The following is a 23,581-nucleotide window of genomic DNA, read 5'->3' on the forward strand; positions in this document are numbered from 1 at the left end:
TGCCGCGGTTCCGCACCGCCGTACACCAGGTCTGAAGGGCCCGGGGTGCGGTCGGCCGCCCCCTCCCCCTCCGGGCCCGTGCCGCGCGACACTGCCGCGCCGTGCCGTGGTGCCCGCACAACCTTCCGGGTTCCCTCATGTCCAGATTCCGCCGGTCCCTCACTACTGACCGCCCTGACCGCCCTGACCGCTCCCCCGCGACCGTGCGCGTCGCCCGGCTGCGCCCCGTCGACGTACTCGTACTGCTCGGCGTCATCGCGGTCTTCTACCTCGTGGCACGGGTCGGTGCCACGGCCGACCAGCCCTACGACGCGAACCGGCCCCCGGTCGTGTCCACCGATCCGGCCAAACTGCCGTACTACGCGGCGCGCTCGCTGCTGCGGATGTTCGCCGGGCTCGTACCGGCCGTGCTCTTCACCTTCGTCTTCGGCACCTGGGCCGCCCGCTCGCGGCGTGCGGCCAAGGTGATCGTGCCGGCCGTGGACATCCTCCAGTCGGTGCCGGTGCTCACCTTCCTGAGCATCACCGTCACCGGTTTCATCGCGATGTTCCCCGGCTCCACCCTCGGCCTCGAAATGGCGTCGGTGTTCGCCGTGTTCACCGCACTGGTGTGGAACATGACGATGGCCTTCTACCAGTCCCTCACCACCCAGTCCAAGGAGCTGGACGAGGCGGCCCGGCTGATGCGCCTCACCCGCTGGCAGCGGTTCTGGAAGCTCGACCTGCCCAGCGGCATGATCGCCCAGGTCTGGAACGGCATGATCAGCTTCGGCGCCGCCTGGTTCGCGCTGTCCGCGTCCGAGACGATCAGCGTCAACGGACGGGACAACGGCCTGCCCGGCGTCGGCTCCTACGTGGCGCAGGCACTGGACAACGGCGAGGGCAGCCGGGTCGCCCTGGCCGTCGTCGTGATGATCGCGATGGTCGTGTCCGTCAACTTCTTCTTCTGGCGGCCGATCACGGCGTGGGCCGAGCGCTTCCGCACCGAGGACTGCGAGATCGCCGAGCAGCCCCGCAGCTGGTTCCTCGATCTGCTGCGCCGCTCCACCCTGCCCTCGCTGCTCGGCCGGCTGCTGCGGCCGGCCGCCGACGGCCTGGACCGCGCCATGCGCGTACTGGGCACCAGTCCGGGACGGCTGCACCACGATCCGGCCCGCCGCAGGCTGGCCGACGCCGTCTTCCACGTCCTGTACACGGCCACCGTCGCGGTCGTGCTGTGGCGCGCCTGCGGCTACATCCTGGACAACGTCCCGCTCGGCGAGGTCGGCCACGCGGCCTGGCTCGCGTTGATCACGTACGGCCGCGTCATGGTCCTCGTGGTGCTCTCCACCCTCCTCTGGGTGCCGATCGGCGTCTGGATCGGGATGAACCCGAAGGTCAACCGGGTCGCCCAGCCGGTCGTCCAGGTCCTCGCGTCCTTCCCGTCCAACTTCCTCTTCCCGCTGGCCGTGCTGTTCCTGCACGCCTCCGGCATCTCCCTGAACTGGGGTGCCATCGCGCTGATGGCGCTCGGTGCCCAGTGGTACGTGCTGTTCAACGTCATCGCCGGTGCCAGCTCCATCCCCGGCGACCTGCGCGAGGCCGCCGACGACCTGGGGCTCCGGGGCCCGCTGCGCTGGCAGAAGCTGATCCTCCCGGCAATCCTCCCGGCGTACACCACCGGTGCGCTGACCGCGTCCGGCGGTGCGTGGAACGCGTCCATCCCCGGTGAGCTGGTCAGTTACGGCACCACGACGCTGACCGCCGTCGGCATCGGCGCGTACATCGCCCAGGCCACCGACTCCGGCGACTTCGCCCGCAACTTCCTCGGCGCGGTCCTCATGAGCGTGTACGTCGTGATCATCAACCGGCTGCTCTGGCGGCGGCTGTACGCGTACGCCCAGCGGCGGTGCGCGCTGTGACCCCGCCCGCCGGCCGAGCCGCGCCCCTTGCTCACCCTCACCTCTCCCCCAGGAGCGACGCCATGAAAACCACCGACGTGATCACCGTGAGCGGGCTGCACAAGCACTTCGCCTCGCCCACCGGCGACGTACTGCCCGTGCTCCAGGACATCGACCTCACGCTGCGCGAGGGCGAGATCGTCGCGCTGCTCGGCAAGTCCGGTTCCGGCAAGTCCACGCTGCTGCGGCACATCGCCGGGCTCCTCGCCCCGTCCTCGGGCACCGTGCACTATCGCGGCGCTCCCGTGGACGGACCCAATCCGGGTACCGCCATGCTCTTCCAGTCGTTCGCCCTGATGCCCTGGCTCACCGTGCAGCAGAACGTCGAACTGGGCCTCCAGGCCAAGGGGACGGGCGCCGCCGCACGCCGCGAACTGGCGCTCGCCGCCATCGACACGGTCGGTCTCGACGGCTTCGAGAACGCCTACCCCAAGGAGCTCTCCGGCGGCATGCGCCAACGCGTCGGGTTCGCCCGCGCGCTGGTCGTGGAGCCGGACGTGCTGCTGATGGACGAGCCGTTCTCCGCGCTGGACGTGCTGACCGCGCAGACCCTGCGCAACGAACTCCTCGAACTCCTCACCCGCCCCCAGAGCCCCACCCGTACCGCGCTCCTGGTCACCCACTCCATCGAGGAGGCCGTCCAGCTCGCCGACCGCATCCTGATCCTGGGCACCGGCCCCGGCACCATCGAGGCCGAGCTGCACGTCGGCCTCCCCCGGCCCCGCAACCGCCGTACCCCCGGCTTCGAGGCGCTCATCGAGGACGCGTACGAGTGTCTGACCGGCGAGCGGGCCGACGCCCCCGCCGCCCTCGGCACCCACGACCCGCTGCGGGCCGCGGCCCCGCTGCCGCAGGCCAACGTGGAGGAACTCACCGGTCTCCTGGAGGAACTCGACGGCCACGGCGGCGCGTTGGCCCTGCCCGCCCTCGCGGACGCACTGTCGTACGAGGTCGACGACCTGATGCCACTGGTGGAGGCCGCGCAGCTGCTCGCGTACGCCAGGGTCGACGCGGGCGAGCTGCGCCTGACCGCCCCGGGGCGGGGCTTCGCGCGCGCCGACATCCTCACCCGCAAGCGCCTCTTCGCCGCCGCGGTGCTCGCCAACGTCCCGCTCATCGCCACCGTCCGCACGCTGCTGACGGCCTCGGCGAGCGGGCAGCTGCGCGAACACCTCGTCACGGACCGGCTGCGGGCCGGCTCCTCCGAGCAGGCATCGGCGCAGCAGCTCGCCCTCGCGATCACCTGGGGGCGCTACGCCGAACTCTTCGAGTACGACGCCAGGGACGGGGTCCTGCTGCTGCCCCGCGAGGACCACAGTTCAGTTTCCTGATCCGACGACGGCGGTGACGCGAATCTCCACGCGCATGGCGGGGAGGCCGAGGACCGTGACGCCCGCGTGCAGCTTCGCGCCGAACTCACCGGCCCCGGCTTCGACATCGTGCACCTGGCGGCGCCCACGCACCTGCACGCGGTACGCCGCAACGTGCTCGACTCGCTCACCGCGGCCGGCCAGAAGGCCCTCGCCCGCGTCGCGCAGAAGCTGCGTATCGTCCCCGACGACTTCCGGGCCGACTCCTGAACGCACGGACGGGCAGACAGACAGACGGTCAGGAAGCGGCGGGTGCGGTGGCCGGTGACTTCAGCCGTCGGCCCGAGCGCCGGGCTGCCCACACGACCACCAGGAGCGCCAGCGCGAGCAGCGGGTAGCCCATGGCGATCCTCGCGAAGGCCAGCCAGCCCGTGGCGTCTTCCTCGTACAGCCATTGCTGGACGACGAACCTGGCCGCGAACACGCCGGTGAGGGCGAGGGTCGCGATGTCGTAGTAGCGGACCGACGGCTTGTCCTTCAGCCAGGCGGTGCCGGTGCCGTTGAGCGCGCCCCAGACGATGCCGGCCAGGGGGCGGCGTACGAGGACGGAGAGCAGGAAGACGCCGCCCAGCACGAGGCTCGACCAGATGCCCAGCAGGAAGTAGCCCTTGGCCGAGCCGGTCTTCCAGGCGACGAACGAGGCGACCGCGACGCCGAACAGGCCTGACAGGGCGGGCTGTACGGGTTCCTTGCGGACCAGTCGCAGGACCGAGAGCGCCGCTCCGACGCCGAGGGCGATGCAGATCGCGGGCATCAGGCCGAGGGAGGCGTTGGCCATGACGAAGGCCACGATCGGCAGCATCGTGTAGACCGCGCCGGTGGCACCGCCCATTTGTTCCAGGGCGGTGGGCTTGGCGGTGGGGGGTATGGGTTCGGTCATCGCGGAATCAACTCCTGGAGAGGTGGGGGGAGTCCGGCGTGTGCTGACAGCGTGTGCTGCGGTGTCTCAGGCCGTGCGCGTGCCGAGATGGCGGGCGAGGAAGCGGTCGGCCGCGCGGTACATGTCGATGTTGTTCTCGGGGTTCACGAAACCGTGGCCCTCGTTGTCCTTGACCATGTACTCGACCTCCACGCCCCGGGCCCGGAGGGCCTCGACGATCTGGTCTGACTCGGACTTGACGACGCGGACGTCGTTGCCGCCCTGGACGACCATGAGCGGTGTGCGGATCGCGTCGACCCGGCTGATGGGGGAACGGGCCAGCAGGTCTGCCTCCTGGGCGGGGTCCTCGGGGTTCCCCGCGTACCGGTACCAGTTGTTGTAGAGCGACGGCTTCACGAACTCCGGCACGTTCCGCAGGAAGGTGACCAGGTTGGAGATGCCGCAGAAGTCGATCGCGGCGGCGAACACGTCGGGCGTGAAGGTGACGCCCACCAGGGCCGCGTACCCGCCGTACGAGGCTCCGAAGATCGCTACGCGGTCGCGGTCGGCGTACCCCTCGCGGACGGCCCAGTCGACGGCGTCGATCAGGTCGTCGTGCATCTTGCCCGCCAGCTCCCCGACTCCGGCTTGCAGGAAGGCCTTTCCGTGCCCGGTCGAGCCCCGGAAGTTCACCTGGAGCACCGCACAGCCGCGGTTGGCGAGGAACTGGGCGGTGGGGTCGAAGCGGTGGCTGTCGCGGTGCCAGGGACCGCCGTGGACGAGCAGCACCAGGGGCAGCCCGGCCGGTTCGAGCCCGCGGGGAAGCGTCAGGTACGAGTGCAGGGGCAGTCCGTCGCGGGAGGTGATCGTGACGGGCGTCATGGGGGCGAGGACTTCGGGGTCCAGGTGGGGCAACGGCCGGAAGAGGAACCGGCTTTCGCCGGTGGTGTGGTCGTAGAAGTAGGTGACGCCGGGGTCGCGGTCGTGGCTGAAACTGACCACCCACCGCTGCCCGCTCACATCGCTGGACACGGCGGCCAGTTCGCCGTCGGACAGCTTCTCCAGCCTTTCCAGTACCGCCGCGAAGTGCGGGTCCAGGGCGTGGACGGCCTGGCGTTCGCCGAGGTAGCGCACCCCGAGCAGCTCTCCGGTGCGCCGGTCGAGGATCAGCGGGCCCGGCATGCCGGGGAAGACGGTGTTGCGGGTGTCGAGGTCGTACTCGGGGTGGCGGTCGACGTCGGTCCGGGTGCCGGTGGCCAGGTCGAGGCGGGCGAGGCCGAGGCGGTCGGTGTCGCCGTAGTCGGCGATCCACAGGCCGCGGCCGTCCGGCGTGGGCTGGAACGGGCTGACGCCCAGCGGGTGTTCGGCGCCGTCGAAGGTGGTGACCGGGCGCAGCGCGCCGGTCGTGGGGTCCCACTGGGCGAGGTCGATGTCGCCGTTCTGCTGCCAGGTCTGGGCGTACAGCTCCCCGCCCGGCGTCGACAGGAGTCCGGTGAACCGGCCGGGGTTCTGCGCCACCGTCGTCAACTCGCCGCTCGGCACGTCGATTTCGCAGAGGTCGAACTCAAGGGGGTTGCGGTGGTTCAGATGCAGCCGCACCTTGCCGGGGCGGGCGGCCGTCGTCTCGCAGCCCACCGCCGTGGCGCCGGGGAAGGGGGTGAGGTCGACGGGCCCGGCGTCCGGGTCGTCCAGGTCGACCCGGTAGAGGTGCCAGTTCTCGTCGCCGTCGCCGTCCTGTGCGTACAGCAGCCACCGGGGGTCGTCCGTCCAGAGGAAGGTCATGACGCTGCGGTTGTCGTCGGCGGTGACGCAGCGCGCGGGCTCGCCGGTCGCGCCCGCGTCGAGGCTCTCCACCCATACGTTGAGGCGTTCGCGCCAGGGAGCCAGGTAGGCGATCCGGGTGCCGTCCGGCGAAATGCAGGCCGCGGCGCGGGTGGGCGAGGCGACGAGGTCTTCGACGGCGAGGAGGGGGAGGGCGTACGGGACGGGGGGCTTCTCGTTCGGAACAGTGGGCATGCGTGCACTCCTGGTCGGGCCGTCGAGGGCCATCAGGGCTGTCGGGACTACGCGGACTGCCAGGGCTACGCGGGCTTCGCTTCGCCAGGCCGCCCGCACTGTGACCGGGGTTGCGGCTCATGGGCGGCGGGGTCGCCGACGGCCCCGCCGGTGGCGGTGCGGATCGCGTCGGCGTACCGCCTCGCGAGGGCCGGTACGTCACGGAACTCCGTGAGGTCGGCCTCGGCGAGCACGGCCGCGCCGATGTGCTCGTCCAGCACGCGGATCGCGGAGGCCGCCGCGGCTGCGTGGAGGCGGACATCGAGGCCGTCGGCCGGCCTGCCGAGGCGGTCGCCGACGATGACGCACAGCTGACGCTCCGTCTGGTCGCAGGCCATCAGCCACGCCGTACGCAGCGCGGGCTCGGTATCGGCGAGCCGGATCATCTTCATCGCGAGCATCTCGTCCGCCATGCTGACGGGCTGGGTCCCTTCGCGGATCCCGGTGAGCTGCTCGGTGAGATGGTCCTCCAGCGAAATCTCCCGGGGCCAGCTGCGCAGCACGCTCAACAGCGTGACGACGCCCTGCATGACGACCGGCTCGGCGCAGCTCTCCTTGCTGCGGAAGTGCCGCCAGATGGTGCGGGTGGACAGGCCGACCGCCTCGGCGATCTGGTCGCCGCTGGTGGCGGCCACCCCCTGCTCCCAGAACAGCCGGGCCGCCTCACGGGAGATCTCCAGCCGCAGCCGCTCCCGCCGCTGATCACTCATCCCGCCACCGGTGCGCTTCGCCGCCACCATGTCGTACGCCACCCCTTCTCCCGATGTCTTCAAACGACACTATGTCACTTAGTGACATCTGGCAAGGGGTCCCCCGCGTCGGTTGCCGTCGGGGTCACGGAACAGCAGTGGCCGGTTGCCCTGCTCACGATCGCCGAGGCCGTACGCCGCCACCGACCGGTCTCGATCCGCTACACCGACCGCGTCGGACGGCACAGCGAATTCGGTGAGGACCGGATCTCCGGCTCGACCGCATCGCGGACACGCGGAGCCTGCCCGGCTCGTTTGAAGCGCCCGCTGATTCCGGTCCGGTGCAGCGCGTGCTGTCAGCGCTGGCCACGGCCGACCTTGCGGGTCCACGGGACGGTCGAGCAGATCCGCGCCCGCCTTCCGGCCGGCGTCGCGAGCCTGGGGGCCCGCGCCGTCGCTACTCCCCGCGCTCCAACCTGCCGATCACGCTCCCGTCCAGCCCGGCGAGAAGTTCCGCCGGGCCGTCGTGCACCTCCTCCGCTCCCGCCTCCTGGAGGTCTGCGCGCGGGATTCCGCCCGAGAGCAGGGAGACCGTGTGCACCCCCGCTTTCTTTCCTGCCTTCATGTCCCACACCGTGTCCCCCACGAACACCGCGTCGCGGGCCTCGCACCCGGCGATCTCCAGGGCGCGGTGCACCGGGTCGGGGGCAGGTTTGCCCTGCGCCACGTCGTCCGCGCTCGCGACGCCGGCGATGACGTCGTCCGCGTCGATCGCGCGCAGCAGCGCCTTCAGTTCGGGGCCGCCCGCCGAGGTGGCCAGGACGATGCGCCAGCCCCGGGAGTGCAGCGTGTGCAGCAGTTCGCTCGCCCCGTCCAGGGCGGGCAGCCGCTCGAAGTACTGGCCGTACAGGGCCGTGTGCGCGGCGCTGAGCGTGTCGTCCTCGTCCTTGTCGTGGTCCTCGCCCAGGAGATGGCTGATCAGATCCTCGGAACCGAGGCCGACGGCGCGGTGGATGGCGTGCATCGACACCTGGTGACCGGCCTGGCGGAAGGCCTCCCACCAGGTGACCACGTGGAGGTGGTTGGTGTCGGTGAGCGTGCCGTCGACGTCGAAGAGCGCCGCGCGGGTCATGGGTGGTTCCCTTCGGAGGCGGTGCGGTGCCCCGGGAGCAGGGGGCGGGGGCGGAGGTCGAGGGTCGGGAGGTACGTGCCTTACGCGTCAGGGGCGGTCAGGCGGAGCTGGAGCTCCACCTCCTGGTCGCCGGAGACCGAGCCCTGCTCCTCGACCGAGCAGGCCGACGCGAGGGCGTCGCGGATGCGGCCGACCGCCACCGGGGCGCCCTGGAGCTCGGCGGTGACCGGGCCCTTCAGTGACGTACCGGACAGGGCGTCCGGGGACTCGGCGGCGACGAAGGACTCGGACCACGTGGCGGAGCCCGCGCCCTGTCCGGGAGACGCCGGGGACCGGCCGGGGCTGTCCGAGGACCGGCCGGAGGGGAACGCGGAGGCCAGTGTTCCCATGACGGCGGCGGCGTCGTCGGCGGCGCAGTCGCTGAGGATCACCTGCACCAGGTCGGGGGAAGCGGGGCCGGGGGAAGCGGCGTTCATGGGGGGTACCTTTCGTTGCGGTCGCACCGCGATTCGCTCAAGCGAATGGTGGAGAGCTGAGGGTCTCGGCGTGGGCGGGGCTCAGAGTTCGCGCAGGGCGGGCAGCAGTTCCTTCTCCGCCCAGGAGATGAAGGGGCGCTGATGCTCGCCGCCCACCTGGACGAGGGCGATCTCGGTGAATCCCGCCTCGACGTACGGCCGGACCGCGTCGACGAAGTCCGCCACGCTGTCGCCGCAGGGGATCGCCTCCGCCACGTCCTGTTCCGTGACGAACTGGGTGGCTCCGGCGAAACCCGCAGGCCCCGGCAGCTCCGCGTTCACCGGCCAGCCGCCCGCGAACCAGCGGAACTGATCGTGCGCGCGGGCGATCGCCGCGTCGCGGTCGGGGTCGTAACAGACCGGCAGCTGGCCCACCCGGGGCTTGCCGCTGCCGCCGTGCCGTTCGAAGGACTCGATCAGTCCGGCCTTCGGCTCGGTCGCGATGACCAGGTCGGCGAGACGTCCGGCCACCGCGCAGGACCGTTCGCCGGAGACCGCCACACCGATCGGCGGCAGTTCGTCGGGGAGGTCCCAGAGCTTTGCGTTCGTTACGTCGAAGTGGGTTCCTTGGTGGTTGACGTTGCCACCGGCGAAGAGAGCGCGGATGATCTCCACCGCCTCTTCGAGCATCTCGACCCGGACTCCGGCCGTCGGCCAGCCCGCGCCCACCACGTGCTCGTTGAGGTTCTCCCCGGAGCCGAGGCCCAGCCGGAACCGGCCCCCGGACAGAAGCTGCATGGTCGCCGCCTTCTGCGCGATCACCGCCGGGTGGTAGCGGACGGTCGGGCAGGTCACGTACGTCATCAGCGGAATCCGCTCGGTGGCCTGTGCCGCCGCGCCGAGCACGCTCCACGCATAGGGCGCGTGCCCCTGCGAGTCCAGCCACGGGAAGTAGTGGTCGGACGTCACGGAGAAGTCGAAACCGGCCCTCTCCGCGGCGACCACGTCGTCGACGAGCGCACGGGGGCCTGCCTGCTCGGTCATCATTGTGTAGCCAATTTGCACCATTGAGTACGTGTAGCCAGTCTTGTCGCCCCCCAAACGCGGCCCCACCCCCGGGGCCCCACACCGCCCCGGGGCGGGCGGACCGGCGAGGACTCGCCCACCGCCGGGGCTGGAACGAACACGCCGGGCCGCAGGCCGGAGCCCCGGTCAGGGCCCAAGGGAGACCACCCGGCAGACCGACACCCACGACCCACGACGACGAGGCGGCGGGGGGCCTGCTCGGGCCGGCGGGTTCGCTGACGGCCTCACTCTGTCGGTGTGGACTCTGTCGGTGCGGAGTCTGTCGGTGTGGGCGCGGCGCAGGCGTCGGCGATGGCCCGCGTGTCCCAGTAGAACGGGCGGACCTCGGTGATCCGCCCGTCCTTGACCGTGATCGCTTGCAGGATCGGGAAGCTGAGTTCACGGCCGGTCGCACGAGCGCGGGCGCGGACCTGTGTGAGCACGACCGCGGTCTCACCGGTGGCCAGGAACTCCTGCTCCACCATGTCGAACGACTCCCATGCCTCCCCCATCGTGAGGAAGAACCGCGTCAGGCCCTCGTGCCCGCGCCAAGTGCCGCCATAGGGCAGAGCATCTGCTTGATGCAGCTCGACATCCGGCGCGAAGAAAGGGGCGAGCCGGTCGAACGAGGCCTCGCCGGGGCCGCCTGCCGCCAGGTATTCCGCCTCAGCCGCGTACATGCCGGTGAGGACTGCCGCTGAGTCCGTAGTGGATGACATCTTCATGCCGCCAGCATGATCACCACAGGAGGATCTTGCTGGCGGCAATCGGACATCGCGTTGTGCGTAGCGCACGCAGGGGCCCGGGCGGCACTTCTCCGTAGGGTGGATCCCGGACAACACCCGTGCCGAGCAAGGGGAGTTGGTGGGGGTACGGTCCGGGGCCGTGTCGTTCGCGGTGACGACCCCTCGGGCACCGGCGGGCAGCACGATGTGAGGCGTACCGCGGCGCTGATCTTCGACGCCGCCCCGACGCACCCGCCTTGGAGCATCCCCGTGAGCCCTCGCACCCGTACCGTCCTCGCCGCCTCCCTCGTCCTCGCCTTCGCCGCCGGGCCCCTCGCCGCCCCCGCGCTCGCCGCGCCCGCGCTACCCGTGCCCGGGGCGCGGAGCCTTGGCGCGCTCGCCCCGGTGCCCGCCCACGGCCCGGACCGGGCCGCGTTGGAGAAGGCTCTGGCGGGGCTGCCCGACAGGACCGCCATCTCGGCGGGCATTCGCGTCGGCGGGGAGGGAAGCTGGCGGGGCAGCGCCGGGGTGCGGGATCTCCGTACCGGCGCGAAGGCGATCGACCACGGCCGGTTCCGGGCGGGCTCCACCACCAAGGTGGTCACCGCCGCTCTCGTACTGAAGCTCGTGGCGAGGGGCGAGCTGGATCTGGATGGCACCGTGCAGCAGTATCTGCCGGGGTTGCTCACGGACGACTTCGAGCCCATCACCGTACGCCAGTTGCTCAATTACACCAGTGGCCTCAAGCCCGGCAAGAGCCTCGGCGGCAGCGTCGACGAGATGTATCCGCGCCGCTTCGAGACCCTGCCGCCGGAGGAGGTCGTCGCGTACTCCGTGGCGAAGGGGCCTGGACACGCGCCCGGCAAGGAGCAGCACTACGGCAACATCCACTACGTCGTACTGAGCATGATCGTCGAGAAGGTCACCGGCGACACGTACGCCCACCAGGCCGAGGTCCACGTCCTCAAGCCACTGGGCATGCGCGACACCTCCTTCCCCGCCGGGCCCGACCCCCGCATCCACGGCCCGCACAACCGGGGTTACGAGGACATGGACGGCCGGCTCGTCGACGTCACCGAGTGGAACATGTCCGACCGGAAGGCCGCGGGGGACATGATTTCCACGCTGCCCGACCTGGAGCGGCTGCTCGTGGGGCTGTTCCGGGGGAAGGTGGTGCCGCAGGCGCAGTTGAAGGAGATGTTCACCTTGCCCGCCGGGGTGCCGGGGGCGCGGTACGGGGCAGGGCTGGAGACGTTCGTGGTGAACGGCCGCGAGGTCTGGGGCAAGACGGGCGCCCGCCCCGGCTACCACACGGTCGTCGCGGCGACCCGCGACCTGTCGCGCAGCGTGGTCTACTCGGTCACCGCGACCGACGCCCACACCGACGGCCTCTCCCTCGCCCAGCGCTTCGCCTTCCCCGCCTTCAACCGCTGAGTCGACGGGACGGCCCCTCGGGGCCGGGACGACGGTGTGCGGGCCGTGGACAAAGCACCAGCTCACGCCACGCCACGCCGCTGCCGCACCAAATCGCCGCAGCACTACGCTGGCCGTTATGGACATGGACATGGACATGGCTACGTCGAACACCGACTGGATCACCATCGCTGCCTACGAGAACGTGGGCCGTCTCCACCCGATGGCCGCCGCGCGCGCTTGACTGCGTGACCGCGGTGTCGACTGGATGCCGTTTACCGCGGACGAAGTCCGTTGGGACTTGGCCTGCGGCGTCGGCCCCGACGGGCACTGGCACGGCTGGTTCACCGTCCGGGTCCACCCCGACGCGCTACGACGCCTCGGGCTGCACCCCGGCCAACCGACCGCCGAGGTCACCGGCCCATCCCCACCAGGCTGGTGGCACGCCGCCGCTGAGCGCCGTACCCACTGGAACCTCGGAAGCACGCGAACCGATGCAGAAATCGGCGTCTCGTGGAACCGACCCTCCTCAGAGGCTGTCTGACGGTCCGTACAGCCTGAGTCCCCATGAGATGAACGGAGTTGTTCCGGATGGTGCGTCGCGTTCGTGCACTGCTACTGACTGCCCTCCTGCTGGTGACGGGTCTGGTGGTGTCCACCGGCCCGGCCTCCGCGGTCATTGGTGGGTCGAAGAGCACATACGGCCCATGGGCGGTGCGGATGCTCGTCGACGGCAAGCCGGCCTGCACCGGGACCGCGGTCGCCGATCAGTGGATCCTGACCGCCTCGCACTGCTTCTTCGAGCAGGGGCAGCCGGTCGCCGACAAGCGGATCGCCTTCAAGGTCGGCAACCTCGACATGCGCAAGGGCAACACCGTCCGCCCGGTACCCGGCAAGCGTACAGACAGCGCGCAGGCCGACATGATGCTCGTCAAGGTCCCGCCGATGAAGGTCCGCACGGCGCGCCTGGCCACCACCGGCGTCCACCCCGGACAGGCCGTCCGGCAGTACGGCTGGGGCGCCACCTGCGAGAACGACGAGAGCGCGTGCCAGTCCCCCGTACTCAAGCAGTCGGACCTGAAGGTGGTGCGTTCCGGCGATCCCCGCTGCGCGCGCAGCACCGAGCCGGGCGGTACGGACTTCTGCATGCAGAAGGTGACCGGGATTCCCGCCGGGGGCGACTCGGGCGGCCCGGTGATGAGCGTCGCCCCGCAGGGCGAGGAAGTCCTCCTGGGTGTCTTCAACGGCTCCGACCGCGAGGAGTTCGCCGAGGCCGGGGAGATCTCCCGGGAGCTCGCCTGGATCCGCCGAGTGACGGGCAAGTAGCCCGCCGGGCAAGGCATTTCGACCGCGCCGGGAACGGCGCGCGAGGGTCTCCCGGCCCGGCGCCTGCGATCAGCAAGCGCCGGGCCGTGCCGCCGGGGGCCTCGTGGCAAGTCGGCCCCGGGCCGCTCGTCGGCGACTTCGTAAAACTCCACAGCTCCGTCTGGCCAGACCACCCCGAGCTGCGCGACGCTCTGCTCACCGGATACGGGCGTCCCCTCTCCGACACCTAGCAGCAAGCCCTGCCCCCTGCTCGCCTTCGCCGCGGCCGATGCCGCCGGCGCCCTCGCCCACGGACCCCGTCACGGTGACGACCCATCGTCGAGCTGCTGACACACGAGGGAGGGCAATGAGCCGCAGGAAACCGCATGCGGAAGCCGCACTGCGCCGGCTCACCGTCGCAGGTGGGTGGTGCCTCCGGGCCTATGAGCCGTACGACGACGCCGAGTCGTACCGGGCGCTGGACCGGCCTGCCTCGGGAGGCACCCGGTGAAGAGGTTCTTCGGACGCGTACGGATGGCCGAGCCCCAAGTCTCCGACGCGGAGAAGGAGTTGTTCGGGGGTCCGCTGCGGTACGACATGGGCTGGTCCCAGCACGAGCACGCGGGACTCGACCTGACCATGCTGTCCGCGCTGCGCACCATGCCCGCGCTGGTCGGCGTGACCCTGCGGCTGGCGTGGCGGGCGAACCGGCGCTCCCTGCGCGCCGTGATGGTCAGCGAGGTCGGCCAGGGCATCGCCGGCGCCGTCGTGCTGCTCGCGCTCAACAGCATCATGCACGGGCTGCTCGGTGAGGGCACGCCGCAGCAGCGGCTGCACGCTCTGCTGCCCGGCCTTCTCGTGGCGCTCGGTGCGCTCGTGGTCAACTCGGTGCTGGCGGGGTGGTCCACTTCGCACGCGGGCCGTCTTGAGCCTCTGGTCGAGCGGATCGCCACCACCCAGTACCTGGCCGCCTCGGTGTCGGTGGAGCTGGAGGCCATCGAGGACCCGGCGTTCCGGCGGCAGATCGACGTCGCCCAGTACGGCGCCAGTTCCGCCCGCCGCATGGTCGGCGCCTGTGTGGCCGCGCTGAACGGGACGATCTCGCTGATCTCCACGGCCGGCGTGCTCACCGTGCTGCACCCGGCGTTGTTGCCGATGCTCCTGCTCATCGCGGCGCCGCGTGGCTGGGGCGCGATGCGAGTGGCCCAGGAGCGGTACGTATCGGTGATGAGCTGGATCGAGCACGTCCGGGCCAGCCGTCTCATCGGCAGTCTGCTCACCGAGCGCACCGCTGCCCAGGAAGTACGGATCCACGCCGTCGGCGACTTCCTGCTCGACCGCTACGCGCGCATGGCCGAGAGCGCGGAGGCCGAGCAGGCGCGGCTGGCGAAGAGCAAGGCGGTCACCGAGTGGGTGGCTTCCGCGCTCTCCGGGCTCGCCCAGGCGGCAACGTACGGAATCATGTTCTGGCTGATCACCGGCGGGCACATGAGTCTGGCTCTGGCCGGCACCGCGGTGGTCGCGGTCGGCTCCGGCTCGGCGAGCCTGGGTGCGCTGGTGATGAACGTGAACCAGTTGCACGAGGAGTCCCTCTACGTGCGCGACCACAGCCGTTTCCTGGCGGAGGCCGGGCAGCGGACCGTCCCGGGCGGCGGCGGTCCCGTCCCCGCCCGGGTCGGACAGGTCGACCTCGACAAGGTCACGTACCGCTATCCGGACCGCGACGCTCCCGCCCTGGACGGGGTGTCGCTCACGCTGCCCATGGGGTCGGTCACCGCCATCATCGGTGAGAACGGCTCCGGCAAGAGCACGTTGATGAAGGTCCTGTCGGGATTGCTGCTGGCACAGGAGGGGACGGTGCGGTGGGGCGATGCCGACGTGGCTTCCCTGGACCGCGCACAGGTCTTCGACCGCGTCACGCTGCTCACTCAGGACTTCGAGCGCTGGCCCGTGACCGCGGGGCTAAACGTCCGGATCGGTCGCCCCGCCCAGGAGGCCGGGCCCGAAGAGCTGCAACCCTCCGTCGACTACGCGGGCGCGGGGCCGGTCGTCGCGAAGCTCCCCGGCGGGCTGGGCAGCCTGCTGGCCCGGATGTTCCGCGGGGCGATCGAACTGTCCGGCGGGGAGTGGCAGAAGGTCGGCCTGGCTCGTACGCACTGGCGCGCCACCACGTCCCGGGCGGACAGCGTCCTCATCGTGGACGAGCCCACCTCCGCGCTCGACCCCGAGGCCGAGATCGAGGCGTTCGACCGCATCCGCCGCCTCGCGGACCCGCACCGCGCCGTCGTCCTGGTCACCCACCGCATGTCCGGCGTCCGCCACGCCGACCACATCTACGTCCTCCACCAGGGACAGCTCGCCGAACACGGCAACCACGCCGAACTCATGGGCGCGCGGGGGCGGTACGCCGCCATGTTCGACGCCCAGGCGGCCCAGTACGCCCCGACGCCGACCGCCCCGAGGCCTGCCTCGCCCAGCGTCGCGGACACCGTAGACGCCCCGGACCCGACATGATCCGCACCCCCCTCGCAGCCCGTCCCGCCCATCCCGCCCGCAGCGCCGTACGCCACGACCCGGAACGCGGTGTGACTCGGCGCCACCGCGCTCATCACCGACCGGTTCGACCCGTAACGCCGCCCGTCCCAGCACCAAACCCCGCAGGCAGGCTGGCAGGCTGGCAGGCTGGCAAGCGACGTTGAGGATCAGCACACTGAGTGCATGCGGTACGAGGAGAAAGCGAAGCTCATTGCAGCGAGGGTCCTGATCCCGGTCGCCATCCTCGCCACCTCGCCGGTGCTCTTGATAGCGGGAGCGCCGGCCCGTCGCCGATACCTCCGCTACGTCTACCGGGATGGAGCCCCACCTGTCCTGGACAAGGAGCAGGGCCGAATCAGCGTCCACTGGTTCGTGGTCACCAGCCGACTCCTCAATTGGCTCTGCTGGCCCACGGAGTCGCTCGCCTCACGCATCTCACGCCCGGTGCCTCACGCCCTCGCCGGACACCCGTAACGGGTGCCGCGCGACCACGGTCAGGTTCTCGTGAGGGTGCTCAGGTGGTGGTGGAGGATCGCGCGTGCGGTTTCCGGCGCCACTTGAACGGGATGGAGCGCGCCGCTCAGGGTCAGGCCGTCCAGGAGCGCGGTCAGGCGTTCGGCTTCCAGAGTGATGTCGAGTTCGCCGGGTAGGCCACCTGCCCGCTGGGCCTCGTGCAGTACGCGCGTGATCAGCTCGCGCATCTCCTCCTGCATCCGGCGTGCGCAGGGCCGGAACTCGGGGCGGGTGTGCGCGGCGGTGACGAACGCCAGCCAGAGCACCGCTTCTTCACGGCGTGCCGGGTCGAGGGGAAGGAACTCGGCGAACAGTTCCTCGGTGCGGGTGCGGCGGTCGATGTTCGCGGCCGGGTCGAGGAGCGGTTCGGCATGGCTGCGGATCCGGCGGTCGATGCGCTGCCGCAGTTCCTCCATCGTGAAAATCATCAACTCGGCCTGGTCGGCGAAGTAGTGCCGTACGGAACCGATGGCCAGTCCGGCCTCCTTGGCGACGTTGCGCAGCGAGGCGCTGTCCAGTCCGTCCCTGCTCACGATGCGGAGTACGGCCTGCGCGACCTCTTGGCGGCGGGTCTCGGCTACGACGATCTTTGGCATGTTGGCCATTATGGCACGGGTGAGCTAAATTAACTCGCGCCTTGCAGGTGCATGGGCGGACCGGGATCAAAAGGGGTGCGGCAGTGGACACGTGGCTACTCGTAACGATCATCGCCGTCGGGGCGGTCGCCGTGGTGATCAAGCGACTGATGGGCGAACCGCTCAACGCCCGGGACCTGTTCGCCCCACCGCTGATCCTCACCGGCCTCGGCATCTGGGCGCTGACCGAGGTGAAGGGGCTGACCGGTACGGACATCGGCTGGGTCATCGCCGGTGCGTTGCTGGGTATCGGGCTCGGCGCGGTGCGCGGCACCACCATCCGGGTCTACGTGAAGGACGGGATCGTCCATCAGCGCTACACCGGCAAGACGTTCCTCGTCATCGTCGCAACCCTCGCGGTGATGGCCGCCTTCGGCTTCCTCGCGGTCCACATGGGCATGCAGGCGGAAGCGAGGCCCATCAACCTGTCGATCGGTGTCGGGTTCCTGGGTGAGGCCCTGGTGGTCGGCTCCCGTGGACTGGCCACGGGAGCCCCTTTCGCGCCCGAGAAGCGTCGGTTCGAGAGGTCTGCCTCCGAGAGGTCGGCCTCCGAGAGGTCAGGCTCCGAGAGGTCGCGTTTCCAGCGGCCGCGCATCTGAGGGCGGCCGACTCGCCGCGACCATCAAGGTCCGTCAGGCGAGGCCTTCGACGATGCGGAAGTCACGCTCGGCGGCGTCGGAGAGGGTCACCAGCGCCTTCTGGTACGCCTCGCTCTCGTAGGCCGCGACGGCCTGTTCCAAGCTGTCGAACTCGATCAGTACGACGCGTTGCGTGTTTCCGGCTTCATGGGCGACGACTCGGCCACCACTGGCCAGGAGCCGCCCGCCCCCGGCCTTGACGGCCGGACCGGCCAGCTTGTCGTAGGCAGCCAGCCTCTCGGGGTCGGAAATGACGCGGTAGACACTGACCCAGTAGCCCTTGGTCATGGGAACCTCCTGTGTTCGGCCGGGGGTGTCCGGCTTCGGATGGGCGTTCGGATTGCTCGGTCCCGGCGAAGTTCCAAGTCGGCGAAGCGTGGTGCGCCGGGCTCGTGCGGTACGCGAGCAGTGCGGGCGGCGAAGCTGATGGCGTGGTACCACCCGCACAGCAGGAGCAGGTCGAGCAGTTGGAGCTCGTCGAAGGACGAGGTGAGACGTGCCCACAACGCGTCGTCGATGTCGGAACGCTCGTGCAGCATGTCGGCAGCGAGGATGAGCAGCCGTTCCGGCTCGGACGTCCAGCATTCGTCGGCGGGGCCGCCGTGCACCAGCGAAGTCGCCTGCTCTTGAGTGAGGCCGATGCGTTCGGCGTACGTCATCATGTGCACGCCCCACTCGTACTCGCAGCCGCACAGCGCGCACGTTCGGTCGATGACGATCTCGCGTTCGCGCATGGTCAACGTCAGCTGCCGGCCCAGCTCGTAGCGACCCCACCCGTGCATGGCGCCGGCCATCGGGAGGTTTCTGGCGAACATCCGGAACAGCCCGATCGGCTCGGCCTCTCCGGGCATCATGCGCGCGAGCAGTGCACCGGCCCGGTCGGTGTACGGCGGTTCCAGCAGGGCTATCCGTGACATCGGCTCTCCCTTCGAGGTCGTTTCGAAATCAGAAACGCCGACTGGATGCTAGTGTTTCGAAAAACGAAACGCAAGGAGGCGTATGCCAACGCCGCATCCAGGACGGCCAGTTCGGGGATCGACGACCGGTCGGCCGATCATGGCCGCGATGGACCTGTTCGGCCGCCGGTGGGCGCTGCGAGTCCTCTGGGAGCTCCGGTCGGGCCCGCTCGGCGCCCGCGCACTGCTGGCGCGGTGCGACGGCATGTCGTCGAGCGTCCTCTACCAGCGGCTCCGCGAACTCACGTCGAACGGGATCATCGCCGCGTCGGCCGATGGCTACGAGCTCACTCCGCTGGGAACCGCACTCGGCCACGCCCTCCGCCCGCTCGACGAATGGGCGGCCGTCTGGGCGCAGGAGCAGGATCAGGAGCAGGAGCAGGAACATGACGATCAGGAGCCCACGGCGACCTGACTATGACGTCCTGCCTGGTCGGCAGTGAGGGGAAGGCCCTCACCGGTGGCGGACCGGCCGCGCGTGCGCCTCAGCCGACCCTCCCCCCACGCTCCCCGACGCCCCCACACACACTCAGCTGTCGTCCGCCTCGAACGTCCTGAGCAGGTCCGCCGCGATGCTCAGTGCGATCGTGGCGGGCTCCTTGCCCGTGATCTCGGGGATTCCGACCGGCGTCTTGATCCGGTCGATGGTGCTGTCGTCGTGGCCGCCCTCCGTGGCCAGCCGTTTGCGGAAGCGGGCCCACTTGGGCGCGGAGCCGATCAGTCCGATCGAGCCGAGGCCGGGGGTGCGCAGTGCGGCGTCGCACAGGGCGGCGTCCTCGGCGTGGTCGTGGGTCATGATCAGGACGTGGGTGCCGGGCGCCAGTTGCGCGAGTACCTCTTCCGGCAGCAGCGGCACGTGGTGCACATGGACCTCCGCCACCGCGTCCGCCAGTACGCCCAGTCGTTCGTCGGTCAGGATGTCCGGGCGGGTGTCGACCAGATGCAGGTCGAGGTGGTGCCGGGCCAGGATGCGGGCGAGTTCGAGGCCGACGTGTCCGACGCCGAAGACCGCCACGGCGGGAACCACCGGCAGCGGTTCGGTCAGTACGGTGACGACTCCGCCGCAGCACTGCACGCCGTGCTGGTTGGTGACCTTGTCGTTGAGCGCGAACTCCCGCAGTTCCGGCTGGGAACCGGGCACGGCCATCAGTTCGCGGGACCGGTCGATCGCGACGGCCTCGATGTTGCCGCCGCCGATGGAACCCCACGTCTCGGTCAGTCCCACGACGAGCTTGGCACCGGCCTTGCGGGGCGCGTGGCCGCGCACGGCCGCGACGGTCACGAGCGCGCCGGGTTCCCGGCGGGCCCGCAACCGCGCGACCGCGGCCACCCAGGTCAAGTCAGGCATTGCTGAGTACGGTGGTCGTCGACGGCGCCTCGGTGCCGTCGTTGTACTCGCGGACCGACTCGATGGCCCAGTACACGGCCTCCGGGGTCGCCGGAGAGGCGAGTTCCACGCTGGCTCCCGCGGGCCCGAAGGCGGCGGCGGCCTGCCGCAGCGCCTCACGTACCGAGAAGGCCAGCATCAGCGGAGGCTCGCCCACCGCCTTGGAACCGTAGACGGCGCCCTCCTCCGTGGCGTTCTCCATCAGCGTGACGTTGAACTCCTCGGGCATCTCCGAGAAGCTCGGGAGTTTGTACGTGCTCGCCGCCTGGGTCTGGAGGCGGCCGCGGTGGGGTCCGTCGCCGGTGTCCCAGCGCAGGTCCTCCAGCGTCAGCCAGCCCGCGCCCTGCACGAACCCGCCCTCGACCTGGCCGATGTCGATCATCGGGGAGAGGCTGTCGCCGACGTCGTGGACGATGTCCACACGGCGGATCCGGTACGCCCCGGTGAAGCCGTCCACCTCGACCTCGGTCGCGGCGGCGCCGTGGGAGAAGTACTTGAACGGGGTGCCCCGGAAACTCTTCGCGTCCCAGTGCAGCCCCTCGGTCCTGTAGAAGCCGGCCGCCGAGAGCTGGACGCGCTGGAAGTACGCGGTGCGGACGAGGTCTTCCCAGGCGAGCTCCTTGTCGCCGCCCAGCACCCGGGCGACGCCCTCGACGATGCGTACGTCCGAGGCGTTGCCGCCCAGTTGAGTGCCCGCGACCTGGCGCAGGCGGTCGCGCAGTTGCTCGCAGGCGTTCTTGATCGCACCGCCGTTGAGGTCGGCGCCCGCGCTGGCCGCCGTGGCGGAGGTGTTGGGGACCTTGTCCGTACGGGTCGGGGCCAGGCGCACCTTGTGCAGCGGGATGCCGAGCGTGGTCGCGGCCACCTGCATCATCTTGGTGTGCAGTCCCTGGCCCATCTCGGTGCCGCCGTGGTTGATCAGGACGGAGCCGTCCTTGTAGATCAGCACCAGCGCGCCGCCCTGGTTGAAGGCGGTGAGGTTGAAGGAGATGCCGAACTTGATGCCGGTGAGGGCGATGGCCCGCTTGGTGTGCGGGTGCGCGGCGTTGAAGGCGGCGATCTCGCGCTTGCGCTCGGCGAGGTTGCCGTTCTCCTTCACCTGCTCCCAGACCGCGGAGATCCGGTCGGCCTGCGTGACGAGCTGTCCGTACGGCGTCGTCTGACCCTGGCCGGGCCGGTAGAAGTTGCGCTCCCGCAACTCGGTGGGGTCCATGCCGAGCAGCGGAGCGACGCGGCCGAGGATGTCCTCGATGACGAGCATCCCCTGCGGGCCGCCGAAGCCCCGGAAGGCGGTGTGGGAGACGGTGTTGGTCCTGGCGATGCGCCCGGAGACACGGGCGTGGGGGATCCAGTACGTGTTGTCGATGTGGCACAGCGCGCGGGCGAGCACCGGCTCGGACAGGTCCAGGCTCCAGCCGCCGTCGGCGGTCAGGGTGGCGTCGAGGGCCTGGATGCGGCCCTCGACGTCGAAGCCGATCTTCCAGGAGGCGTGGAAGCCGTGCCGCTTGCCGGACATGGTGAGGTCCTGGGTGCGGTTGAGGCGGAAGCGGACCGGGCGGCCGGTGAGCTTGGCGCCGAGTGCGGCGATGGCCGCGAAGCCGTGCGGCTGCATCTCCTTGCCGCCGAAGCCGCCGCCCATCCGCAGGCACTGCACGGTGATCTCGTGGGCCGGGACCCCGAGGACGTGGGAGACGATCTCCTGGGTCTCGGAGGGGTGTTGGGTGCTCGACTGGATGAAGAGCTGGCCGCCCTCGTCGATCAGGGCCAGCGCCGCGTGCGTCTCCAGGTAGAAGTGCTCCTGCCCGGCGAAGGTGAACTCGCCGGTGAACACGTGCGCGGAGTCGGCGAATCCGGCGTCGACGTCACCGGTCTCCATGTGCGGGCGCGCGCCGTGGAAGCTCTCCGCCTCGATGGCCTCCGTCACGGAGACGATCGCGGGCATCTCGTCGAGCTCGACCTCGACGGCGGCGGCGCCGAGGCGGGCCGCCTCCAGCGTCTCGCCCAGCACCCAGGCGGCCGCGTGGCCGTAGAACATGACCTCGTCGGGGAAGAGCGGCTCGTCGTGCTTCATCCCGGCGTCGTTCACGCCCGGTACGTCCGCGCCGGTCAGGACGCGGACCACGCCGGGAACGGCGAGTGCGGGCTCGGTGCGCAGCGCGGTGATCCGGCCGTGCGCCTTCATGACCTGGACCGGGTGGGCGTGCAGGACGTCCTTGGTCCGGTGGACCAGGTCGTCGGTGTAGAGCGCGGTGCCGGTGACATGCTGGTATGCGCTCTCGTGCGGCATCGGGAGGCCGACGGAAGGCTTCTCGGGGATCTCGGACAGATGGCTCATGACGGCACCGCCTCGGTGGTCTGTGCGTACAGCTTCCGCAGGCTCGTGCCGAGCATCGCGGAACGGTAGAGGGAGCTGGCGCGGTGGTCGCTCATCGGCGTGCCCTCGCCGCGCAGGACGCGGGCGGCCTCGTCGACGGTCTCCCGCGACCAGGGCCTGCCCTCCAGCGCGGCCTCGGTGGCGAGGGAACGGATCGGGGTGGCGGCGATGCCGCCGAGACCGATGCGGGCCTTGCGGACGACGCCGCCCTCGATGTCGAGGGCGAAGGCGACGGCGACGCTGGAGATGTCGTCGAAGCGCCGTTTGGCGATCTTGTGGAAGGCGGTGACCCGGGACAGCGGCGTCGGCACGCGCACCGCGCGGATCAGCTCGTCGGGGCGGCGCACGCTCTGCCGGTAGCCGGTGAAGTAGTCGGCCAGCGGTACGACGCGCTCGCCGTCCGCGTCGGCGAGTACGAGCGATGCCTCCAGCGCGAGCAGCACCGGCGGGCTGTCGCCGATGGGCGAGCCGGTACCGAGATTGCCGCCGAGGGTGGCGCTGTTGCGGATGAGCCGGGAGGCGAACTGCGGGAACAGCTCCGCCAGCAGCGGCACGCTGCCGTCGAGTCGGCGCTCGATCTCGGTGAGCGTGAGTGCCGCGCCGATCTCGACGTACTCGGACTCGGCGCGCAGCGCCCGCAGTTCGGGCAGCCGGTCGACGGCCACGACGCACTTGGCCCTGCGGGAGCGGATGTTGACCTCGACACCGTGGTCGGTGCTCCCGGCGACCACGACCGCCTCGGGACGCCCGCGCAGGATCCGGACCGCTTCGTCGAGGGTGGCGGGGCGCAGGAACTCGCTGTCGCCCTGGGTGTACGAGGTGGCGACCGGCTCGGGCGGGGACTGCTCGCGGCGCTGGGCCAGCGGGTCGTCGCCGTCCGGCTGCCCCAGTGCGTACGCGGCGTCGCGGATCGGGCGGTAGCCGGTGCAGCGGCACAGGTTTCCGCTCAACGAGTGCAGGTCAAAGCCGTTTTGGCCGTGCTCAGGGTCGGTGTGCTCGGCGTCGGTGCGCTCGGCATCGGTGCGCTCGGTGTCGGTGTGCTCGGCATCGGTGCGCTCGGTCTCGGTGTGCTCGCACGGCGCCGTCTCCCCGTGCGCGCGGCGGTCGGGCCGGTAGTACTCGGAAGCCATGCTGCAGATGAACCCGGGTGTGCAGTAACCGCACTGGGAGCCGCCGCGGACCGCCATCTCCTCCTGCACCGGGTGTAGCGCGGCGGGCGTGCCGGGTGCGCCGGGGGTGGCGAGTCCCTCGGAGGTGATGATCTCCTGGCCGTCGAGCGCCGCTGCCGGGAGCAGACAGGCGTTGACCGCCACCCAGTCGGTCGGCTTGTTCACCCCGGGCCGGGCCACCAGCACCGAACAGGCACCGCACTCACCCTCGGCACAGCCCTCCTTGGTGCCCGTGAGACCACGTTCGCGCAGAAAGTCGAGGACGGTGGTGTGAGGGGCATCCGGTGCGACCGGGGTTTCTTTCCCATTGACTGTGATGCGCGCACCTACCACGTCAAAACCCCCTTTTGGGGCACGGTGAACCTC

Annotated in this window: 23 protein-coding genes; 10 read left to right on the forward strand and 13 right to left on the reverse strand. The window is 70.6% G+C overall.

The genetic code is table 11. The features are described from left to right. Positions 1–203: 203 nt before the first annotated feature. The 3 genes from ACZ5PB_RS21725 (at position 204) to ACZ5PB_RS21735 (ending at position 3,520) form a co-directional block, all read left to right on the forward strand. Positions 204–1,901: an ABC transporter permease gene (locus tag ACZ5PB_RS21725; RefSeq protein ID WP_468693349.1), complete on the forward strand. Its 1,698-nt coding sequence runs from the start codon at positions 204–206 to the stop codon at positions 1,899–1,901. 62 nt (positions 1,902–1,963) lie between these two features. Continuing rightward, positions 1,964–3,271 carry an ABC transporter ATP-binding protein gene (locus tag ACZ5PB_RS21730; protein ID WP_468693350.1) on the forward strand — a complete coding sequence of 436 codons (1,308 nt, stop codon included), beginning with the start codon at positions 1,964–1,966 and terminating at the stop codon, positions 3,269–3,271. A 66-nt stretch (positions 3,272–3,337) separates the two neighbouring features. After that, the gene (locus ACZ5PB_RS21735; RefSeq protein WP_468693351.1) at positions 3,338–3,520 is read left to right on the forward strand and encodes a hypothetical protein; all 183 of its coding nucleotides are present in this window, start codon (positions 3,338–3,340) and stop codon (positions 3,518–3,520) included. Positions 3,521–3,548: 28 nt separating this feature from the next. Here the strand turns inward: ACZ5PB_RS21735 and ACZ5PB_RS21740 are convergent, their stop codons facing one another. The 7 genes from ACZ5PB_RS21740 to ACZ5PB_RS21770 all read right to left on the reverse strand — a co-directional run bounded on the left by ACZ5PB_RS21740 (position 3,549) and on the right by ACZ5PB_RS21770 (position 10,290). Then, positions 3,549–4,190, reverse strand: coding sequence for a DUF3159 domain-containing protein (locus ACZ5PB_RS21740; protein WP_468693352.1), 642 nt, complete (start codon positions 4,188–4,190; stop codon positions 3,549–3,551). Positions 4,191–4,256: 66 nt separating this feature from the next. Next, entirely contained in the window at positions 4,257–6,185 is a 1,929-nt protein-coding gene (locus ACZ5PB_RS21745; protein ID WP_468693353.1) for a S9 family peptidase, read from the reverse strand. 65 nt (positions 6,186–6,250) lie between these two features. Next, positions 6,251–6,997 carry a TetR/AcrR family transcriptional regulator gene (locus ACZ5PB_RS21750; protein ID WP_468693354.1) on the reverse strand — a complete coding sequence of 249 codons (747 nt, stop codon included), beginning with the start codon at positions 6,995–6,997 and terminating at the stop codon, positions 6,251–6,253. A 373-nt stretch (positions 6,998–7,370) separates the two neighbouring features. After that, positions 7,371–8,045 carry an HAD family hydrolase gene (locus ACZ5PB_RS21755; protein WP_468693355.1) on the reverse strand — a complete coding sequence of 225 codons (675 nt, stop codon included), beginning with the start codon at positions 8,043–8,045 and terminating at the stop codon, positions 7,371–7,373. An 80-nt stretch (positions 8,046–8,125) separates the two neighbouring features. Continuing rightward, positions 8,126–8,521 (reverse strand): hypothetical protein, encoded by a 396-nt coding sequence (locus tag ACZ5PB_RS21760; RefSeq protein ID WP_468693356.1) that lies wholly within the window; start codon positions 8,519–8,521, stop codon positions 8,126–8,128. Positions 8,522–8,602: 81 nt separating this feature from the next. After that, the gene (locus ACZ5PB_RS21765; RefSeq protein ID WP_468693357.1) at positions 8,603–9,568 is read right to left on the reverse strand and encodes an LLM class F420-dependent oxidoreductase; all 966 of its coding nucleotides are present in this window, start codon (positions 9,566–9,568) and stop codon (positions 8,603–8,605) included. A 242-nt stretch (positions 9,569–9,810) separates the two neighbouring features. Then, positions 9,811–10,290 carry a nuclear transport factor 2 family protein gene (locus tag ACZ5PB_RS21770; protein WP_468693358.1) on the reverse strand — a complete coding sequence of 160 codons (480 nt, stop codon included), beginning with the start codon at positions 10,288–10,290 and terminating at the stop codon, positions 9,811–9,813. A gap of 270 nt (positions 10,291–10,560) precedes the next feature. On the opposite strand from ACZ5PB_RS21770, the gene ACZ5PB_RS21775 reads away from it, so the two are divergent. From ACZ5PB_RS21775 to ACZ5PB_RS21795, 5 genes are all read left to right on the forward strand, one after another. Beyond that, entirely contained in the window at positions 10,561–11,724 is a 1,164-nt protein-coding gene (locus tag ACZ5PB_RS21775; protein WP_468693359.1) for a serine hydrolase domain-containing protein, read from the forward strand. Between the two features lie 247 nt (positions 11,725–11,971). Next, positions 11,972–12,247 (forward strand): hypothetical protein, encoded by a 276-nt coding sequence (locus ACZ5PB_RS21780; RefSeq protein WP_468693360.1) that lies wholly within the window; start codon positions 11,972–11,974, stop codon positions 12,245–12,247. Between the two features lie 47 nt (positions 12,248–12,294). Then, complete coding sequence (locus tag ACZ5PB_RS21785) at positions 12,295–13,029, forward strand: S1 family peptidase (protein ID WP_468693361.1); 735 nt, start codon at positions 12,295–12,297, stop codon at positions 13,027–13,029. A gap of 346 nt (positions 13,030–13,375) precedes the next feature. Then, entirely contained in the window at positions 13,376–13,519 is a 144-nt protein-coding gene (locus ACZ5PB_RS21790; protein ID WP_468693362.1) for a hypothetical protein, read from the forward strand. After that, a complete protein-coding gene (locus tag ACZ5PB_RS21795; protein ID WP_468693363.1) occupies positions 13,516–15,522 on the forward strand; it encodes an ABC transporter ATP-binding protein in 2,007 nt (668 codons plus the stop codon). The genes ACZ5PB_RS21790 and ACZ5PB_RS21795 overlap by 4 nt, the downstream gene beginning before the upstream one ends. A 515-nt stretch (positions 15,523–16,037) precedes the next feature. Here ACZ5PB_RS21795 and ACZ5PB_RS21800 read toward each other — a convergent pair. Beyond that, the gene (locus ACZ5PB_RS21800) at positions 16,038–16,652 is read right to left on the reverse strand and encodes a TetR/AcrR family transcriptional regulator (protein WP_468693364.1); all 615 of its coding nucleotides are present in this window, start codon (positions 16,650–16,652) and stop codon (positions 16,038–16,040) included. Between the two features lie 83 nt (positions 16,653–16,735). On the opposite strand from ACZ5PB_RS21800, the gene ACZ5PB_RS21805 reads away from it, so the two are divergent. Next, positions 16,736–17,290, forward strand: a complete 555-nt coding sequence (locus tag ACZ5PB_RS21805) for a DUF1453 domain-containing protein (RefSeq protein ID WP_468693365.1) — start codon at positions 16,736–16,738, stop codon at positions 17,288–17,290. A 33-nt stretch (positions 17,291–17,323) separates the two neighbouring features. Here ACZ5PB_RS21805 and ACZ5PB_RS21810 read toward each other — a convergent pair whose 3' ends face one another. Continuing rightward, positions 17,324–17,617: a DUF1330 domain-containing protein gene (locus ACZ5PB_RS21810; protein ID WP_468693366.1), complete on the reverse strand. Its 294-nt coding sequence runs from the start codon at positions 17,615–17,617 to the stop codon at positions 17,324–17,326. Beyond that, entirely contained in the window at positions 17,614–18,246 is a 633-nt protein-coding gene (locus ACZ5PB_RS21815) for a carboxymuconolactone decarboxylase family protein (RefSeq protein WP_468693367.1), read from the reverse strand. The genes ACZ5PB_RS21810 and ACZ5PB_RS21815 overlap by 4 nt, the downstream gene beginning before the upstream one ends. Positions 18,247–18,385: 139 nt before the next feature. Between ACZ5PB_RS21815 and ACZ5PB_RS21820 the strand changes: the two genes are divergently transcribed. Next, positions 18,386–18,700, forward strand: coding sequence for a winged helix-turn-helix transcriptional regulator (locus ACZ5PB_RS21820; RefSeq protein WP_468693368.1), 315 nt, complete (start codon positions 18,386–18,388; stop codon positions 18,698–18,700). A 114-nt stretch (positions 18,701–18,814) separates the two neighbouring features. Here the strand turns inward: ACZ5PB_RS21820 and xdhC are convergent, their stop codons facing one another. From xdhC to ACZ5PB_RS21835, 3 genes are read right to left on the reverse strand one after another with little or no spacing between them, the layout of a single operon-like run. Further along, entirely contained in the window at positions 18,815–19,633 is an 819-nt protein-coding gene (gene xdhC, locus ACZ5PB_RS21825) for a xanthine dehydrogenase accessory protein XdhC (protein ID WP_468693369.1), read from the reverse strand. Beyond that, positions 19,626–22,007 carry a xanthine dehydrogenase molybdopterin binding subunit gene (gene xdhB, locus ACZ5PB_RS21830; protein ID WP_468693370.1) on the reverse strand — a complete coding sequence of 794 codons (2,382 nt, stop codon included), beginning with the start codon at positions 22,005–22,007 and terminating at the stop codon, positions 19,626–19,628. Before xdhB ends, xdhC begins: the two co-directional genes overlap by 8 nt. After that, positions 22,004–23,548 carry a xanthine dehydrogenase small subunit gene (locus tag ACZ5PB_RS21835; protein ID WP_468693371.1) on the reverse strand — a complete coding sequence of 515 codons (1,545 nt, stop codon included), beginning with the start codon at positions 23,546–23,548 and terminating at the stop codon, positions 22,004–22,006. Before ACZ5PB_RS21835 ends, xdhB begins: the two co-directional genes overlap by 4 nt. Positions 23,549–23,581: the final 33 nt, after the last annotated feature.

This window comes from Streptomyces sp. NPDC032721, assembly GCF_055579625.1.

What these genes read in the sequence shown, in the direction of transcription:
- ACZ5PB_RS21755 (WP_468693355.1), bottom strand. Translation starts at nt 8,045, where the DNA reads ATGACCCGCGCGGCGCTCTTCGACGTCGACGGCACGCTCACCGACACC.
- xdhC (WP_468693369.1), bottom strand. Translation starts at nt 19,633, where the DNA reads ATGCCTGACTTGACCTGGGTGGCCGCGGTCGCGCGGTTGCGGGCCCGC.
- ACZ5PB_RS21790 (WP_468693362.1), top strand. Translation starts at nt 13,376, where the DNA reads ATGAGCCGCAGGAAACCGCATGCGGAAGCCGCACTGCGCCGGCTCACC.
- xdhB (WP_468693370.1), bottom strand. Translation starts at nt 22,007, where the DNA reads ATGAGCCATCTGTCCGAGATCCCCGAGAAGCCTTCCGTCGGCCTCCCG.
- ACZ5PB_RS21770 (WP_468693358.1), bottom strand. Translation starts at nt 10,290, where the DNA reads ATGAAGATGTCATCCACTACGGACTCAGCGGCAGTCCTCACCGGCATG.
- ACZ5PB_RS21800 (WP_468693364.1), bottom strand. Translation starts at nt 16,652, where the DNA reads ATGCCAAAGATCGTCGTAGCCGAGACCCGCCGCCAAGAGGTCGCGCAG.
- ACZ5PB_RS21765 (WP_468693357.1), bottom strand. Translation starts at nt 9,568, where the DNA reads ATGGTGCAAATTGGCTACACAATGATGACCGAGCAGGCAGGCCCCCGT.
- ACZ5PB_RS21810 (WP_468693366.1), bottom strand. Translation starts at nt 17,617, where the DNA reads ATGACCAAGGGCTACTGGGTCAGTGTCTACCGCGTCATTTCCGACCCC.
- ACZ5PB_RS21785 (WP_468693361.1), top strand. Translation starts at nt 12,295, where the DNA reads ATGGTGCGTCGCGTTCGTGCACTGCTACTGACTGCCCTCCTGCTGGTG.
- ACZ5PB_RS21815 (WP_468693367.1), bottom strand. Translation starts at nt 18,246, where the DNA reads ATGTCACGGATAGCCCTGCTGGAACCGCCGTACACCGACCGGGCCGGT.
- ACZ5PB_RS21780 (WP_468693360.1), top strand. Translation starts at nt 11,972, where the DNA reads ATGCCGTTTACCGCGGACGAAGTCCGTTGGGACTTGGCCTGCGGCGTC.
- ACZ5PB_RS21820 (WP_468693368.1), top strand. Translation starts at nt 18,386, where the DNA reads ATGGCCGCGATGGACCTGTTCGGCCGCCGGTGGGCGCTGCGAGTCCTC.
- ACZ5PB_RS21745 (WP_468693353.1), bottom strand. Translation starts at nt 6,185, where the DNA reads ATGCCCACTGTTCCGAACGAGAAGCCCCCCGTCCCGTACGCCCTCCCC.
- ACZ5PB_RS21760 (WP_468693356.1), bottom strand. Translation starts at nt 8,521, where the DNA reads ATGAACGCCGCTTCCCCCGGCCCCGCTTCCCCCGACCTGGTGCAGGTG.
- ACZ5PB_RS21740 (WP_468693352.1), bottom strand. Translation starts at nt 4,190, where the DNA reads ATGACCGAACCCATACCCCCCACCGCCAAGCCCACCGCCCTGGAACAA.
- ACZ5PB_RS21730 (WP_468693350.1), top strand. Translation starts at nt 1,964, where the DNA reads ATGAAAACCACCGACGTGATCACCGTGAGCGGGCTGCACAAGCACTTC.